At 57.4% G+C, this 17,437-nt stretch carries 14 protein-coding genes; 6 read left to right on the forward strand and 8 right to left on the reverse strand.

Features of this window, described 5'->3' with window-relative positions; all coding sequences use genetic code 11:
- Positions 1-32: 32 nt before the first annotated feature.
- The 5 genes from recR to BLS30_RS01485 form a co-directional block, all read right to left on the reverse strand.
- Positions 33-638 carry a recombination mediator RecR gene (recR, locus tag BLS30_RS01465; RefSeq protein ID WP_046478054.1) on the reverse strand — a complete coding sequence of 202 codons (606 nt, stop codon included), beginning with the start codon at positions 636-638 and terminating at the stop codon, positions 33-35.
- A 188-nt stretch (positions 639-826) separates the two neighbouring features.
- Positions 827-1,717, reverse strand: coding sequence for an MBL fold metallo-hydrolase (locus BLS30_RS01470; RefSeq protein WP_046478053.1), 891 nt, complete (start codon positions 1,715-1,717; stop codon positions 827-829).
- Positions 1,718-1,837: 120 nt separating this feature from the next.
- A complete protein-coding gene (locus BLS30_RS01475) occupies positions 1,838-2,269 on the reverse strand; it encodes a DUF6691 family protein (protein WP_090226102.1) in 432 nt (143 codons plus the stop codon).
- 3 nt (positions 2,270-2,272) lie between these two features.
- A complete protein-coding gene (locus tag BLS30_RS01480) occupies positions 2,273-2,701 on the reverse strand; it encodes a YeeE/YedE family protein (protein WP_090226105.1) in 429 nt (142 codons plus the stop codon).
- A gap of 210 nt (positions 2,702-2,911) precedes the next feature.
- Complete coding sequence (locus BLS30_RS01485) at positions 2,912-4,375, reverse strand: undecaprenyl-phosphate glucose phosphotransferase (RefSeq protein ID WP_090226109.1); 1,464 nt, start codon at positions 4,373-4,375, stop codon at positions 2,912-2,914.
- Between the two features lie 349 nt (positions 4,376-4,724).
- On the opposite strand from BLS30_RS01485, the gene BLS30_RS01490 reads away from it, so the two are divergent.
- Together BLS30_RS01490 and BLS30_RS01495 are read left to right on the forward strand one after the other, a co-directional pair.
- Complete coding sequence (locus tag BLS30_RS01490; protein ID WP_090226112.1) at positions 4,725-6,989, forward strand: GumC family protein; 2,265 nt, start codon at positions 4,725-4,727, stop codon at positions 6,987-6,989.
- Between the two features lie 36 nt (positions 6,990-7,025).
- On the forward strand, positions 7,026-8,168 hold the full coding sequence (locus BLS30_RS01495; RefSeq protein ID WP_046478049.1) for a hypothetical protein: 1,143 nt from the start codon (positions 7,026-7,028) through the stop codon (positions 8,166-8,168).
- Positions 8,169-8,177: 9 nt separating this feature from the next.
- Here BLS30_RS01495 and BLS30_RS01500 read toward each other — a convergent pair whose 3' ends face one another.
- Entirely contained in the window at positions 8,178-8,981 is an 804-nt protein-coding gene (locus BLS30_RS01500; protein ID WP_210183982.1) for a WecB/TagA/CpsF family glycosyltransferase, read from the reverse strand.
- A gap of 211 nt (positions 8,982-9,192) precedes the next feature.
- On the opposite strand from BLS30_RS01500, the gene BLS30_RS01505 reads away from it, so the two are divergent.
- The 4 genes from BLS30_RS01505 (at position 9,193) to BLS30_RS01520 (ending at position 14,052) form a co-directional block, all read left to right on the forward strand.
- Positions 9,193-10,473, forward strand: a complete 1,281-nt coding sequence (locus tag BLS30_RS01505; protein ID WP_046478048.1) for a lipopolysaccharide biosynthesis protein — start codon at positions 9,193-9,195, stop codon at positions 10,471-10,473.
- 344 nt (positions 10,474-10,817) lie between these two features.
- Positions 10,818-11,879, forward strand: coding sequence for a lipid II:glycine glycyltransferase FemX (locus BLS30_RS01510; RefSeq protein WP_170832386.1), 1,062 nt, complete (start codon positions 10,818-10,820; stop codon positions 11,877-11,879).
- A gap of 17 nt (positions 11,880-11,896) precedes the next feature.
- Positions 11,897-13,087: a glycosyltransferase gene (locus BLS30_RS01515; RefSeq protein ID WP_090226117.1), complete on the forward strand. Its 1,191-nt coding sequence runs from the start codon at positions 11,897-11,899 to the stop codon at positions 13,085-13,087.
- The gene (locus BLS30_RS01520) at positions 13,084-14,052 is read left to right on the forward strand and encodes a polysaccharide deacetylase family protein (protein WP_090226120.1); all 969 of its coding nucleotides are present in this window, start codon (positions 13,084-13,086) and stop codon (positions 14,050-14,052) included. The genes BLS30_RS01515 and BLS30_RS01520 overlap by 4 nt, the downstream gene beginning before the upstream one ends.
- On the opposite strand, the gene BLS30_RS18205 is transcribed toward BLS30_RS01520, so the two are convergent.
- Together BLS30_RS18205 and BLS30_RS01530 are read right to left on the reverse strand one after the other, a co-directional pair.
- Entirely contained in the window at positions 13,985-15,115 is a 1,131-nt protein-coding gene (locus tag BLS30_RS18205; RefSeq protein ID WP_046478044.1) for a glycosyltransferase family 4 protein, read from the reverse strand. The two genes, BLS30_RS01520 and BLS30_RS18205, sit on opposite strands and share 68 nt — an antisense overlap.
- Positions 15,116-15,256: 141 nt before the next feature.
- Positions 15,257-17,383 (reverse strand): right-handed parallel beta-helix repeat-containing protein, encoded by a 2,127-nt coding sequence (locus tag BLS30_RS01530; protein ID WP_090226122.1) that lies wholly within the window; start codon positions 17,381-17,383, stop codon positions 15,257-15,259.
- Positions 17,384-17,437: the final 54 nt, after the last annotated feature.

The following is a 17,437-nucleotide window of genomic DNA, read 5'->3' on the forward strand; positions in this document are numbered from 1 at the left end:
GCTAGCCCTGCTCGTCAGGCGACGAATTTTCGTTAGATGCGGCGACGAGATTTAATAGCGGCGGCCAGCGTGCCGTCATCGAGATAGTCGAGTTCGCCGCCGATCGGGACGCCCTTCTGAATTTCAGAGACGGCGACATTGGTTGGCGCCAATCTTTCTTTTATGTAGTGCATGGTGGATTGGCCCTCCACTGTAGCGTTGAGGGCAAGGATCACCTCTTTCACTTCGCCCGACGAGGCCCGTTCCAGCAAGCGAGGAATATTCAGATTGTCGGGACCGACACCATCCAAGGGCGACAGATGCCCGCCCAAAACATGATAAACGCCGTTAATTGCCGCGGCCCGTTCCAGCGCCCACAGATCTCCGACCTCTTCGACGACGACTACGACTGATCGATCACGACGTCCGTCACGGCACAGGCTGCATGGGGAAACCGTGTCGACGTTTCCACACTCGGAGCAATGGGTGATGCGGTCAACAGCGGCGCTGAGCGCATCGGCGAGCGGCATGAGCAAATCTTCACGTCGCTTGAGCAGAGATAGCGCCGCCTTACGCGCCGATCGCGGACCTAACCCAGGCAATCGGCTCAGAAGCTGGATCATGCGTTCGATTTCCGGGCCGGCTATCGCCTTGCTCATGCCGACATATGTCCTTCTTCATCCCCGACTCTCTCTAGCAAACGCGGGACATTGGCACGCCAGCGGCGCGCTGTCACGGAGGTTGGCAATCGCCGGAGCTCTCAGGCCGTGTCCCTATAATTTTATGCCCACCACGCCGAGACGCGGTGGGCATTGATCCTAGTCTTTCTTAAAGATCGCTTCCGCGATCAAAGACCATTTAGCGGCACCTTCAGGAAGCGCTTCCCTGTCTCATCGGCCTCGGGGAGATTGCCGCCGCGCATATTGACCTGGATAGATGGGATAATGAGCTTCGGCATCGAGAGGGTCGCGTCCCGCTCGGTCCGCATCTTTATGAACTCGTCCTCCGTCACGCCATCGCGCACATGGACGTTGTCTCGGCGTTCGGCTGCGACTGTCGTTTCCCAGCGGATTTCCCGGCCGTTCGGCCCGTAATCATGGCACATGAACAGGCGCATTTCCGGCGGGAGCGCCAGAACCTTCTTAATCGAACGATAGAGTTCGCGTGCGTCGCCACCGGGGAAGTCAGCGCGCGCGGTGCCTCCATCCGGCATGAAGAGCGTGTCGCCCACGAAAGCAGCATCGCCGATGACATGCGTCATACATGCCGGGGTATGGCCAGGGGTATGCATGGCGAACGCCGTCATGGATCCGATTTTGTAAGTGTCACCATCAGTGAACAACCTGTCGAATTGGCTGCCGTCACGCTGGAACTCGGTGCCCTCGTTAAAGACCTTCCCGAAAACGTCCTGCACGACGGTGATCTTCTCACCGATCCCGATTTTGCCGCCGAGTTCCTGCTGCAGATAAGGTGCCGCCGACAGGTGATCGGCATGGACATGCGTTTCGATTAGCCACTCAACCTTGAGGTTGTGCTCCTTCACGTAAGCAATAATCTCATCGGCGGACTGATGCGACAAGCGCCCCGCCGCGTAGTCGATGTCCATCACTGAATCTATGATGGCGCAAGCATTGGAGGTGGGGTCCTTCACGACATAGCTGATCGTGTTGGTGGCTTCATCAAAGAAGCCCTTCACCTCCGGTCGGACCGACAAATCAACTGGATAATCCTTAGACATCTGTTGGCCTTCCCTTTCAGTTTTATTGTTTCGACACCGATTGGCGGTCTGATTTTTCAAAATCTGTCGCAGGAATAGAATATATTCCCTCTAGTCCACGCGCAAACGTGGTTCAGGCCTTTACGCCGGTTGCGATGTGGTGCGTAAACGGCTCAACAGCCGGGCAAGCCCCATTCCGCCTACGAGCGCCGCGACAAAGACGAATGGTTCGATGCGTCCCAGGCCCAGGGCAGGAACTACACCACCTGGGCAGTAGCCGATCAGTCCCCATCCGAGCCCGTAGATTGCCGATCCAAGGAGCAGTTGGGCGTCAACATCTTTCCGGGTTGGGACGAGGAACCGAGGCTCCACCAGGGGAGTTCCGCGCGCGAACACGAGCCGGTAGCCAATAGCCGTAGTGATCAGCGCAGCCGCCATAACGAGTGCCAAGCTGGGATCCCAAGTCCCTGCGACGTCGAAGAAGTTCAAAACCTTGGCTGGATTGATCATCCCCGAAACCGTGATTCCCAGGCCGAAAATTACACCGGCGAACAGAGCAGCGATGATTGGCATGGCTTAGGCTCCCACAACATGCCGGGTGACGAAAACCGTGACGAGAGCTACGGCCATGAACGTTGCCGTGGCGACGATCGAACGCGGTGAGACCCGTGCGATCCCGCAGACGCCATGGCCGCTCGCACAACCGGCGCCGAAGGTAACGCCCACGCCAACGATGAGTCCCGCCACCACGGTCTTGAGCAGATCTGACGACAGCGTGACGTCCGGGAGATGTCCCATGAAAACCGCATAAAGCGACGGCGCGACAATCATCCCGATCAGAAAGGCGGCGCGCCACGACCAGTCCGAAAACGATTGAGGAAACGCCGCTCCCGACACGATGCCGGAAATGCCGGCGATACGTCCGAGAAACCACATGAGCATCGTTGCGCCTAGGCCAATTAGGGTTCCGCCTATCAAGGCCGAAACGGGCGTAAATTCCGTCATTACTATCAAAGCCCCTTTATCATCTGACAGCCTTCAATCGTCTGTCAGCATAACCGCTCGGCCCGGTGATCGGTTCGACATCAGCAACGCCAAGCGCTATTTATATTCGTTTCTTTGAATGTATTTTCAAGGGGCCGCGAGATAGATCTCGTGCCTATCCCAAGAAAGTTATGGGATTGCCGCACTTTAAGGGCCGGACGGGGCGCTGCCCTAGAATGCGTTCCGGTAAGCCCGCGGGGATATAACGGTCCGAACGAGAATGTACACGTCAAACGCGATCGACCAATTCTCGATATAGTAGAGGTCATGAACGACACGATTTTTCATGTCGTTCTCCGTCTCCGTCAGCCCCCTGAACCCATTCACCTGAGCCCATCCGGTGATGCCGGGTTTAACATTTAGGCGCTGCCCGTACCGTTGAATGCGCTCTTCAAAATGGCGGTCGTGAGCCACAGCATGGGGACGTGGCCCGACCAGAGACATGTCGCCGAGCAGCACATTGATCAGCTGGGGCAGCTCATCCAGGTTCAACTTGCGCAGATACCGTCCGATCCGCGTGACGCGGCTGTCGTTGCGTTGCGCCTGGACGACGGTGTCGCCGTCATCCAACGCTGTCATGGTACGGAATTTCCAGATCAGGAATTCCTTGTGATTGTAGCCGCGACGATGCTGCCGAAAAAAAACGGGGCCGGGTGAATCCCGCTTTATCGCGAGCGCGATGATCGCGAAAACTGGGAGCAACAGGATCAATGCCAATCCTGCCACCACGACATCGAAGCTTCGCTTGAGTAACGCCTGATAGGGCTGAAGCGGAGGATTGGACAAAGCAAAGGTTGCCGCCCGGCCGTAGTGCATCGAGCGTGACCGGAGAAGACGCGCCATCGGTGCCGGCGCTGCAAGCTGCACGGCAACAGGAAGTTCGATAAACCGCTCGGAAATGCGATCGACAAGTTCGATACGCGTCCAATCGACCAAGATAATCACATCCTCTATGGCACGCTCACGCGCGGTACGGATAGCTTGCGTCAGCGTCGCGGCAAGATCCTGATCTCCGGATATGCAGTTGTCGATATTCACACATGACGTAATGGAGACGCTGGTCCCGCTGCCGTTAATCTGGCGCATAAAGGCTCGTATCGGCTCGTCCTCGCCAATTAACATCAAACGCCTGCGCCCAACGCGTCCCTGGCGGATAGCCTGACGCACTGCGTACGACGTGAAGCTCGTCACCATCGGCAAAACCATTAATCCCGTTAAGTAGAACAGGATCAACCAGCCGCGGGAATAGATCGTCGTTGTTTTCGTGAGAAAACAAAGCACAACGAGCGAAATGAAAGCGTAGTTCCAGGTGAGAAAAACATCCTTCGGACGGCGAGCACCTTCAATTAATGCGTGTAGCCGGTAATCTCCGCGAAAGATGAATGGCAGCGTGACGATAAGCGCTATGAAGAGCCCGACGGCGGTTGCGTCCAGCTGTCTGCCCCACGTCCCGTAAACCGTGCTGTGATAGATGAGGTCGGTTGTGATCGACGTCGCGAGGATCGCGAGGATCTCAACCGCGCAGGCTAGCGTACCGACAGCCAGCCCGGAGAGGCCGCTGCGTGGCTCTGCACAATCGTCTGTATCAGGAGTGCTTTCAAAGCCTTCCTGGTTCACAGAAGCGTGAATGTTCATCTGTAATTCCCGCTACGCTAACACTGCGGTGCAACACCTGAACGACCAACACGCAAACATCGCGCCAACTCCCCGCGTGCTGATTTTCAGCAGCGGTTCGCGATTGTCTTGTCAAGTTCGAGGGCCACACACACAGTGCTGAATAACACGTTACGGAATTTGATCAATTGCGACATTCCGTTTTTCTATTTTCACTTTAGAAACTTACGTTAATTTGCTCATATTTTGTGCTGTCATTGAAATGACGTCTCCACTTGGAGTTGAACAGCCTCATGTGTTCCAGAATTCCGTGCATTTGCTGGCACGGTGATTGCTTCATCAGATCTGACAATCGCGTAGCAGAACAACTGTGAGCGGCTGGGCCGTTGCCAAGTGCCGCCATCATTGGGATGGCAGCAGCGGCACTCTTGGTGAGCAAATGCGTCAGAATGAGACACGGATCTGGGATGTCGTCGTCCGCGACCCTCAAGCGGGACATAGACCGTCGAATGTAAACGCTGCGGGACCGGCAGAGTCTTTTATGAAGCTCGACCCACGCGAGTTCGTCGGTCTTGCAAAACGGCATTGGCGCATGATTGGGATGACGACGATCGGCACAGCCGTCGTCGTCACCGCCATAGCGTTGGCTCTTCCTAAATATTATGAAGCCTCGACGCGGATGCTCATCGACCCGCGGGGCCTCGACGTCATTGATAAAGGTGTTACGCCTGGTCCGGCTACGGTAGAACAGGGGTCTGCGCTCGTTGAAAGCGAGGTTCATTTTCTCAGTTCTGACAGTGTCTTATCCAAAGTCATTGCCAAGCACAATTTGGTTGACGACCCTGAATTCAATGGGACGGATGGGGGGCCATTGTCCTTCATCACCGATAGCATCGCCACCGTTCGTGCTGGCGTCGAATCTGCTCTCGGTATGGAGGCTCGCAATCCACCTGCGGAACTGATTACGCTGCAGAGCCTGCGTGAATCGATCTTCGCCATGCGGGAACCAACCAGCTACACCGTCGATATCGGCATCGCGACCAAGAGCCCGCAAAAGTCGGCCGATATCGCCAATTGGATCACCGAGGAATACCTCACGACTCGTCTTAGCACGCGGGCGACCGCGACGGCACGGGCTGGGCAATCCCTCGTCGGGCGGCTCGATGAATTGCGCAATGATGTGGAAGTTGCCGAAAGCAAAGTCGAAGACTTCAAACGCGCGTACGACATTTTCACCGCTTCCGGTCAGCTCGTTACCGAACAGCAGCTCAGTGAGCTCAATACACAATTAGGAAACGCGCGTGCGGAAACGCTGCGCGCCCGATCCCGGCTTGAGCAAATCCGCTCTCTCGCATCTGCGGGCCTCGGACCGGACGCAACATTAGAAGCTCTAAGCTCAGAGAATATCCGGCGACTGAGAGAGCACTATGCGACGGTCCGTCAACGCCAAGCCGCGCTCGGCAGCCAACTGCTTCCGTCGCACCCGGCCATGCGGCAAGTCAGTCAAGAGGTGGCTATCGCCAAGCGGCAGCTTGATGACGAATTAAAACGTATCGAGCAGACGGCGCAGCTTGACCTTGATCGCGCCATGGGCAACGAGCGCAAGCTGGAAATCAAGTTGGCTGAGGCCAAAAAGATCTCGTCAGAAACTAATGATCGTCTCGTAAAGTTGCGCGAGTTGGAACGGGAAGCCGAGGCACGTCGCTCAGTCTACTCCGCATTCCTCTTGCGCTCGCGTGAGCTGTCTGAACAGCAGCGCGTCGACTCGTCCATGGTGACGGTCATCTCTCCAGCCGTGCCGCCGCGCCGCCACAAGGGGCTACCGCTTGCACTGGTCGGCATAGCTGGTCTTCTCACCGGCCTTGGGTTGGGCGTCGGTGCCGCGCTGTGGCGCGATATTGCGGATAAGAAGCTGCGCAGCGACACGCAGCTCGCAACCTTATCGGACGGCTGGACCGTTGCGCCATTACCCAACGCAGCCGGAGTGTTTCCGCAGGATGGTCAAACGGCTTCAACCAATGACGATGACGGAGGCCCGGATGCGGCTTCGCGCTTGCGCGATTTTGCGAGCGAGATCCGATTTGCCATCGGGCCACATCGTGGTGCTGCTGTACTCGTTACGTCCGCAGATGCGGATAAAGACGCCGGTCTTACGAAATCCGCGTTCGCGGCTAATCTGGCTGTCGCTGCCGCAGAGGATGGCGATCGCGTCCTGCTCATCGACGCCAACCCTGATACTGCCTTGCTCAGCCGAAGGCTTCAGCTCGCCGATCGGAACGGGCTCATCGAGGTAGCCGAGGGCGATCTGGCGCTTGGAAAGGCTATCAACGCGAACGCTATCGGCTCGGTCAGTGTGTTGGCTCTGGGCAAACGACCACAAGGCCTGGGCGTTGCATTGGACCCGGAAGCAATTCGTAAGGTCATTGTGGCCGCGGAAGACGACTTCGATCTCATCGTTCTGGACGGCGGCATCCTGATGCGCGAGCGGTCCTTGCGGGGCCTCGTTTCACTGGCTTCGCAGATCGTTGTCGTCGCCCGGGAAGGTCAGTCCGACAAACCCCAACTTCGGAGCGCATTTCAGGCCTTGCATAAGTGGCATGTTGAAAAAGGGCGAGCCGTGATCGTGGCAGCCTAAGTCCGCGTCGAAACTTTGGATCCAAGAACACCTTCGATGGCCAGCGTCTATCCCACCTCAGTTCACCGCAGCGAGCCGGTTCTCACCGGCTTGCTGATCGGCGTCTACCTGATCGGATATATTGGGATCTCGACTGTCGATCAGCTCACTTCGCTGCGGTACGTGATGTACCTCGTTCCCGCGATTCTGCTCGTCTCACCGCTCGTTTCTCACAACACGAGATTGCAACCTAACATCCTCGCGCTGCTGCTCTTCTATTTGGCGCTTGGCGGCATCGGTTGGATGGTGTCACCCGGGCTGTCGGATTTCTTCCTGCGGGATTACATCATCATCAGCGGTGTGCTTGTTTGCTACGCGATTGTTCCCTACGTGCGGGAACAGCATATCCGCTTCATCTTCTATGTCTCGCTGGTGCTTTTTGCGTTTCGCTACGCCACCATCGACCACGGCGGGTTCAGCTTGCACTTTCTACGGTCGGCCTCCCTGTCTCAATCGTTCGACAGCAATGAAGGGCTGATTGGCGCGATCTACGTCATCTTCTTTTTCGCCATCGGCGCGCGGATTGAGACCGTGCTGGCTTTTGCCATGTGCCTTCTCGGGGGAAAGCGCATTGGACTTGCGGCAATGCTCGTTGGCGTTCTCACGATCTGGTTCTTACTGAGAGCACCGAGTTTGAACCGACCAAAGGCACGGTTCGTCATCTTATTGCTTGCATTTGCAGGATTGAATGTGTTGTCCGTTTATCTGGTTTGGATTGTGGAGACAGTATTTCGAGCCGCGCACATTACGGTGCCCATCGAAGAGTTCATGGCCGGCCGCTACAAGATTTCTTCTGCGATCTATCATGAGATGTCTGCCCGTCCGATCCTGATGTCTCTGTTCGGCTCAGGCGCGGGTAGTGCCGATACGATCACGGTTCAGGTCACGGCGGGCGGTGTGCCGCTCACCCACAATGACTGGCTCAAAATCCTGGTCGACTACGGATCGATCGGCTCGATCGTGCTGACCATTGGCTTGGCCGCAATCTTCGCCACGTCAGCATTAGCCGCTGGATTAGGACTCGCCACCGCTGTGCTGATGATGACCGATAACGTCATGATCTATCTGTTCTATCAGATACCGGTCGCACTTATGATTGCGTTCGCGCTCTCTTGGCGGCCATCGCGCGCTTACGGGTAAGATTGAGCATCAAGCGCGGGCGCTGCCGCTGATCCACTCGCGGAGACTGGCAAATACGAAACGGGGAGCCTGAAGGAGATATCGCCGCCACAACCGACGCGGTTCACTGGCTAGGCGATGCGCCCACTCCAGTCCGGAATTTTGCATCCAGACGGGCGCGCGCTTTACACGATCCGTATGAAAGTCGAAGGCGGCACCAACGCCAACGAGGGTCTTGCCTGGAAGGTCTGGACGATGCTTCAGCATCCAGGCTTCCTGCTTGGGGCATCCCAAACCGATCCAGACGATATCAGGGGCGGCATCATTGAGACGTTGCAGGGCAGCTTGCGTTTCGCCGTCCGTCAAAGGCCGGAAGGGTGGGCATTCTGTTCCGACCACTTTCAGTCCTGGGTAACGCGTTCTCAGCTTTTCGGCGAGCGCCTCCGCGACACCTTCCGCGCCGCCGTAAAAATAGTGCGTCCAACCGGTGGTTAAGGAACGCTCGCAGACAGCGAGCATAAGATCAGGACCGCACACGCGCTGCGCTTTCGCTGCTCCATAGAGACGTGAGGCCCAGACAACCGGCATGCCATCGGGAACGACCATATCGGCAGCATTGAGCGCCTCCATATGCGAGGCGGTTTCCTGGGCCCTCATGATGCTATGCACATCACTGGCGCACACGTAGCGGCTTTCCCTTCCAGCGATCCACCTGCCGATGGTATCCACCGCCTCCGACATCGTCGTTACGGCCACCGGCACACCTAGAATTAATTTGTGCGGCAAAGACTTAGCGGCCACAGCTTGGGGCAGAGGCATGCGTTTGGACAGCATTCTGAGTTTCACTTACATGTTTCAAGGGTGGCATCGGGATGCGCTCGACCTCGCTCCCCTGAGGTCGGCTCCAAGAAACCAAATCTGAAACGATTTGTATCGAATGGTTCGGATCTTGCTTAAGAAGACCTGACGGGGGCCAGCCAGTCTGATCGCTGTCTATTTCGACACACTTCATGGCTCCGGATTCATCTGGGCCAGATGCAGGGACATGCACCGATTGTTCGCACGTGTACGCAGCATTAACCTGTTTGATCTGATCCGCCGTAGCGAGCGGATGATCAAGGCTGTCGGCTATTCGGTAGGCGCGCAGGCGCTGTCTTCTGCGGGCAACCTCGTCGTGTCGGTGCTGTTGTTGCGGTTTCTGCCCATTGCCGAATTTGGCACGTGGGGACTGCTTTATGTGATCGGCGCTTCCAGCGCAGCGTTCACCTCGTCGATCACGGGCCTTGTGTTCCATCTGTGCGTACCGCGTTTCGCCCGCATCAAGCGCGTATACGAATGCGCTTACAATGGTCTCAACCTCATCACCGTTACCGTGGTCTCGCTGTTGTTCAGCGCGGCGACGTTCGGTTTCGTGCCAGTCAAAGAAACGATTGGCTTTTTCGCCATCCCAATTTTCGTCTTTGCACTCACCACGGTCGAGAACATCAAGCTGCAGGCGACCGCGAACAATCAGCACCAAGCCATGTTTTTCATCGAGGTTGCACGGCAGATTGTCCTCGTCGGCGCCGTCGCCTACCTCGGTTGGAGCGGACATATCGACGTCTATCTGCTTCTTCTCGTCCACGGGGTAACAGGCTTAGCTGCAAGTGGCGCACTCATGGTGTTGCTGCGATGGCGCGCGACTTTCAACCGCCTGGCTTGGGTGTGGCATACTCACTTCTTCTATGCACGGCATCTGCTGCCGTCGGTACTCATCTCCTTTTTTCATATCGACGCCGTGCAGCTTCTCGTCGCGCAAAGGTTTGGCTTGAACGCGACGGGGCACCTGCGCGCGGCAGAGCTGCCTTTCAGCACACTCAATCCCGTCAAACAGTCTCTGAATTACTTTTTGCCGCGCGCAATCTATCAACTCGAAAACGACTCCGGCATCGACCGCAGCAAACTAGTGCCGCTGTTGGCCGTTGGCGCTCTGTTGGGCACCGTTGCCGTTGCCACGACCCTTTGGCTTATCGCTCAGCCGCTCTATCCATGGCTTACCAACAAAGAATATCCGGCAGACCTCGGTTTCATGTTTGCACTGGCACACGTGGCGATGATCATTCATTCGCTGACCAGCCACTACCTCAATACGGTACGCAAATCGCGTGCGATCATGCTTCAGTCGGTCTTTGGAGGCATCGCCGCGATGAGCACCTACTTTGGGACCCAATCCTTCTTGGGTGAAATGTCAGCGCCGTTGGCCATCTTCGCAGCCTATCTCGTTATGGCGATACACGGCATCTACGAAATCCAGCGCCACGTCGCGGAACCCGTATTCCAAGCCTAGCAGCCGGACATCTGGGTGGCCGCCACTCTAGTGCCTTTGCGATTTTTCGATCTCAACTTCGTGGCGGAACACCCGTGATCGTTCGCTGTGTTCCAAATCGGGGCAGCAAGTAGTCGTTAGCTCTTAGCCAAGCTGCCCCGACGTTTACGGCGCTGGACGAATTTCTCCAGATCCCCCGAAACTACGGGTATTTGTGAGGCCACTGATTGTTCTAGGTACGCCGATCCTTAGGTCGCAAGTTAAGGCCCGGTTCTTGCTGTGCCATAGCCGCATGCGAACGCCTTTACTCTGTGGGTGTCTCGCCAAGGCTAACGCGCTAAATGGCGGAAATTTTGGGGACCCTAATGCTTAATAGACTTCGCGGGGCTGAAGATCTTCTTTCTGAGCCTGCGGTGGAAGCCGAAGTGGACGGATATCGCGCCGAGCGCGTGCTCGATGAGTACGTTTGGGAAGATTTGCTCGCCCGGCATCCGCTGCGCAGCGCCTACACTTCGTGGGGGTGGGGTGAATATAAGCGCGGCTCGGGATGGAACGTCGAGAGGTTTCGAGTTGTCGATGCGGCCGGCGTAACGCGCGCGCTGTATCAGACACAAACCCAGAAACGCTGCGGAATTCGACGGGTGCTTATTCAGGGCGGACCGTTGTTCTTCGATTGCGAGACCTACAGCAAGATCTCCAAGATCGTGGAGGTCATGCTCAAGCAGATCGATGTGCGATGGAACGTGGTCGTTGGCATCAATTTCTACGGCTTTCGCACCGATGAAACGGTCATGGGGATCCTCGCCTCAGGGTTTGCGCCGATCCTCAACCGGAGGAACTTCACACTAGTGATGGATCTGTCCAAGGGGTTGGATGACGTGCGCGCTCAGCTCAATCAGACTGCACGGCGATACGTCAAACTTGGGCTGAAGAACCCAAAGCTCAGTTGCGATATCGTGCGCGGCGCGCGCGAGCGGCGCGCCGCCATAGACCGGCTTGCCGCCATGTATGACGATCTCGCCACTCGAAAGAACTTCGAGAAGGGTTTCAATACGAGCGCGTTTCGCAAGATCGTCGGGGATGACGATCGATACGTTATCGCCGAGGCACATGTCGATGGCGAAGTGGCTTCCCTTTACATTGCACATCAGGCTGCGAAACGCATGATCGGTCTGGTCGCCGCCTCCAACGAACTCGCGCGTGCGAACGAGGCAAGCTATCTCGCGATCTGGACGCTTTTCGAATACGCTTGTTCGGAGGGGCTAACCTCCTTCGACCTGTCGGGCATCGATCCCTTCGGCAACTACGGGACATTCCAGTTTAAACGGCGAATTTCCCGCAAACTCGAGCAATCCGATCCGCTTTGGCTCTACTGCAAAAATCCGGTTTTGCGTAACGCGGTCACGTTAGCGCTGACCAGATCCTGAGAGTATCGGACGCAAGCATGCGGGTGTTGATTGCCCATAACCAATACCAGCAACTCGGCGGCGAAGACATCGTCGCCGAGAACGAGTGCGCTATGCTGCGCAGGGCAGGTCATAGCGTTCAACTGGAGACGATCTCCAACGACTCTATTTCCGGAACGATGGCGAAGCTCGCGACTGCGCGCCGCGTCAGCTATAATCCTGCCGGCCGTGAATGGATGGCAGAGAGGATTGCCACGTTTCAGCCTGACATCGTTCAGGTCCACAACGTCTTTCCCTTGCTGACACCCGCCGTATACGATGCGTGTGCGGAGGCTGGGGTGCCTGTCGTACAGACGCTCCATAATTTTCGCGTCAGTTGCGCCGGCGGATTCTTTCTTCGCGATAATAAAGTCTGCGAGAAATGTCTGGGCGGCTCACCCTATTGGGCCGTACGACATCGGTGCTATCGCGGTTCACTCCTCGGATCGCTGGCCGTCGCGCATATGATCGACAGCCACCAGCGCGCAGGGACGTGGTCGAAGAAAGTCGACCTCTATTTTGCGCTGAGCGACTTCGCCAAGAGCCGGTTCATCGCCGCGGGGCTTCCCGCAGAGCGTATTGTCGTAAAACCCAATTTCGCCATTGATCCAGGACCGGCGTCTCACGGCTCGCGGAATGGTGCGCTATTCGTCGGGCGGCTAAGCGAGGAAAAGGGTGTCCGCGATCTGGTCGCTGCTTGGGCCGGTATTGATGTTCCTCTTAGGATTTGCGGCGACGGGCCGCTGCGCGAAGAGCTGGAAACGCAGGCGAGGGAAAACATCACATTTGTCGGGCGGATCGGGTCCGATGAGGTGCGGCGGGAAATGGCACGGGCACAGTTCCTCATCATCCCGTCCATCTATTACGAGAACTTTCCGATGGTTATCGCGGAAGCCTACGCGTCTGGTCTTCCGGTTCTGGCCTCACGCATCGGCAGTCTGGCTGAGATTGTTCGACACGGCGAAACGGGTCACCTGTTTGCGCCAGGTGATCCCATCGACATGCAGACCGAGGTGCTTGCCGCGCTCTCTGCTCCTGACACCTTAGCTGGAATGGGTCAGCGGGCGCGCGAGATCTTTGAACGAGAGTATAGCGAGCCTGCCGTTTGTGATCTCATGACCTCAACTTACGCACGGCTTGTCACTGCTGCTCAGAATAAAAAGTGTAGAATTGCGGGAGTTGCTTCATGAAATCCGCGCGACGACCTGCACTGACGTGCGTGTGCTATCACGATATCGCCGCCCGCGAGAGCGCTGCGACAGCCGGACTTGGGATCACAACGACTCCCACCACCTTTGCCGAGCATCTCGATTATTTCACCTCTCGTTACAACGTCGTTGGGCTTGATGCCGTCCTTGCAGGCGAACTTCCTGAACGGCCCTTATTGATTACGTTCGACGATGCTTACCGGTCGGTACTAACCAATGCCGCGCCTATGCTTGCCGAACGGAGGCTGCCGGCTGTCATGTTCGCCAATGCTAGGCCGATTCGCGATGCGTTCGTGCCACCCGAGAACATGTTGGCGTTAAGTGCCGCACAGTGGGGGATCGACGACTTGAGCCGTCTCGTTTCGAACGGGCGCTTCGAAGCTGAAACGCTCTTAGACTTGATCGGTGGCTATGCCTCGCGGCTCGCCCCTACCGAGTTGCAGGACATGAGTGCGGTGATCCTTGCAAAGCTGGGCCAAACTCAAGCGCAGCTTCATCGCGACCTCGGTCTTTTTCTTGAGCCTGACGACCTCAAACGCCTTGCGGACTTTGGCATAGAGATCGGAAACCACACGCGCTCACACGTGCGATGCAGAGCCCTCGACGCCCGTGAGCTCAACTCGGAAATTGTCAGCGCAAAAGACGAGCTGGAAGAGATGTCCGGCCGAACGGTTCGTGGTTTTTCGTTTCCGTGGGGGCACGAAGACGACGCCACCCCAGAAGCGCTCGCCGCGATCCGTTCGAGCGATCACCGAGGCATTTTCCTCGTACATGCGCGGCACAATAGCGAGCGACCCGCGAAAGACATCTGGTATCGCGTGGTCATGACCAACGAAAGTGTTCAACAACTGCCCTGGGTCCTGTCGATTAAACCAAGGCTCAGGTCGCTTGTTCAACGTTGGCGGCGAGGCCGGGAAGACGGCGCGCGAATGAAACAGCGCGCGTAAATTCCGCGAGAGACTTCTCCAAGCTGAACCAGCGCACAGCATCTTCGCGATCGCGCGAGAACCGCGCCCATCGTTCCGGCGATGAGAGGATATCGGTAGCTGCACATGCCCACGCTTCGATATCGAGCGGGCGAACGAGACCGACACCGAATGGCTCAATCAGTTCTTGAGATGAGACGGCGTGCGGCGAGCCGATAACGGGCGTTCCGCAAAGGACGGCTTCATTGGCGACCAAGCCCCACGTGTCGCCACGCGATGGAAACATCAAAAGTTTTGCGGACGCGTATGCGGCGGGCAACGCATCGGCTTGAAGATATCCATCAAATTGGGCTGTGACACCGGATCGGGTCAATCGTGATTGTAGCTCATCGCGGAGCGGGCCATCCCCGACAATCCGAACTTTGGGAGTCAGGCCCTTCCGGCGGCAGCAATCGATTACGTCTGCAAAAAAAAGCGCTCCCTTGATGTGCTCGTTAAGCGCGCCGGCAAACAGAATATCGAAGGGGCGCTCTTCATAGCTCAATTTTTCCACCGGACTGTCCCAAGCCACGACGATAGGGACGACGACAGCGCGCTCACGCGACAAGCCCCAACGCGCGAGCAGATCTACGCTGGCTTGGCTCGCACAAACACCGAATGATGCCGATGGCACCAGAAGACGCCGCATGAGGCCATGCACCCGAGAAGTCTCGCCGGGATCTGTTGCGAGTGCGCCATCGGTGGCGACGCCGTAGGGTATCCCAGTCGCACGAGCATATCCGGCGGCGAGCGCCATCGTTGGAGAGAAGCCACCCCACAGGATGCTGATGTCAGGCTTCAAACGCCGCAGCGCCGTGATCACAGACGGATTGAAGTACGCATGGCTCGTGTAGCTGGCGTGACGGCGCCATCCCGACAAAACCTCGAGCTTGTAGTGTTTCGCTTCCGGAATCTGCCAGGCGCGCTGCGGTTCGATCGCGGCGCACGCTAGGACCGTTACCTCTTCGCCTGAGGCTTCCGCATATGCCTCGTAGAGCCGATGGGTGTAAGGCGCAACTGAGCCTGTGACGATAGCAAGGGACATGGGTCCGGACGGTTCGCGTTTGAGAAAAAGGTGCTTCCTGGCAGTGCGAGGCGTGCCCAGCAGCTCACTATCCCAGGGTGATCACCGGCACACAACACTCCGCCTGTCGTCATGCTTTACAGGAAACGGGTTGTAGATCCGTTAGCGGGTTGAACCCTCATCCGCATTAATTTGCGGCAAGATGATTCCGCGATCCATCCGGTCGTAGGGAAGGCCCTGCAGTTGTGCGGCGCTCAATATATCCTCTCCGAGAATGGTTGGGATATCGCGTGCAGTCTTGAGAGCATCCAGGCGTGATTTTGCAGGGGATGACACGCCTATTTCAGACGGCGTCAACGGTTGTTGGAGGGCCTGCCCGGACTCTTCGACCTCGGGATAAATCCGGTATGGAACGCCTGAGACAAAGAGATTGCCTTCAGCGGTATTGCGCTTTGGGCGAGCGGGATCATCGCTGAGAATATCCGCCAGATGCGGATAGCGCTTCATCCAGCGTGCCGAGCTGATGGGCATCGCGGCTAGCCGTTGCCGCAACTCACGGTCCGTATTCCAGACCAGCTCGCCATTCCACGTCATGCCGCGTCCATCGATGTGCACGCCCGGCTCTGAGTTGATCATCACATTCTTGCGCACAACGTTGTCGCGGCCACCGCCGATGAACACGGGCTGCTCGACGCGCAGGAATACGTTGCCTTCCACAGTGGTGCCGCTGGTGAAGTCGTCGAGATAAACGCCCTTGACCTCGAAGCCCTCCCCCTGACCACGGAGATCATGCAGGAAGTTATTGCGTATGATGGTGCCCCGCCCAGTCCAATCACGTCCCGTATCTATCGCACCGGCATCGGAGGTATCCGTGAGGACTGAGGTGATCTCGTTGAGTTCGATCAGGTGGTCGTTGCCGGAAAATGAGATGGCTGTGTGCGGTGCATCAGAAAGGTAATTGCCGCGCGCGGTGTTGCCGACGCCATCAAGCCGAATGCCTGGCCGGTACATGCGCCCCAATCGGGAAAAATCCCGAATACGACAATCGCGCACATAAAGGTTCGCAGGTGTAAGGCTCGGCCTGTCGCCGCCGCTCAGGACCACACCGCCTTCGCCAGTGCGCGCGATGTTGCAGCTCTCGATGCCGCTCTCTCTTGCGTTGTTGATGCTTGCCGCAACGCCACCCGTATCGCGGATGGTGACGTCTCGAATTGCGATGTTGGCGCCGCCTTCAATTTTGATCGCGCTTCCACGCACGCGCTCTAACGCGAGATTTTCAATCTGGATGTTTCGCGCACCGAGTATTTCAAACAGGTGCGGTGCGAGAGATATCTCAAGCGGGGGTCCTCCTTCGGGGCGCGGCCAGACTACGAGCGTTCCCGTGTCCCGATCGCGGTACCACTCTCCAGGCATGTCGAGTTCGGATAACGCGTGCGAGATGAAAATTCGAAAATCGGAGCCAAATCCGAATTGCGGAGGAGCCGCGAGTTCGAGGGCAGCGTCCGCGGGTGCTGCCCGGACAATCGGGATCGTCTGATAATTCCAGTTCCAGCGGAAGTTGCCATTGGCCCAGAGGTCCGGCTCGTCCGCCCAGGCTGAATAATTGGCGCCCTTCAATGCGAACTTTGTGCCCGATCCGTCGACAGACAGGCTGGTTGCCGGAGCAAATCCTTCATTGGGCCATCGTGCCGGGATCAGCGGACCTGCCGCGTCGAAAACCTCGAAGGGGATCAGATCCGGCAGCCGATCATGGACACGCGGGACATCGACGCGGGTGGCGCTGCGGACGAACTCCGGGAGCCGATAGGCTTGGACGGCGGCCCGGGCTTTGTCCGTCAACTTCGTGAGATGACTGGACGGCAGGCTCGTCAGCTCGAGGACAACGCTGCCGCGCAGGGTCGCGGTGCCGGAGCTTGTTCCGCGTATGATCAATGGGGCCGCATCGGTGCCTCCGTCATCGGACGTAAGTTCGATTGGCTCCTTGAGCCGATGAACACCGGCGCTCAACTCGATAACGATGGAGACGGGCTCGGCAGATTGCCGCCGCAGCGTTCTCGCAAGCTTTAATGCCGATCCGAGCGTTCGGGCGGTCGGACGATGTCCGGATGAGGTGGCGGGAAGGTCAACGGCTTCCGAAAGGTCTGCCGGGACGAGGATTACAATTGCCTCGGTTTTCGCCTCACCGCCTACAAGGCTTTGTGCGAAGCTCGGATTGCTTTGGCCCACAGCAGATATCGCAAACAGGAGGGCCATCAGTATCGCGATGCGCCAAAGCGGATTTCGGCGCATCGAACGATCTAAAATTGAGACTTCGCTCGGTGACACGGTGTGCGAAGCCGTAGA

Source organism: Filomicrobium insigne (assembly GCF_900104305.1).
GTDB lineage: Bacteria > Pseudomonadota > Alphaproteobacteria > Rhizobiales > Hyphomicrobiaceae > Filomicrobium > Filomicrobium insigne.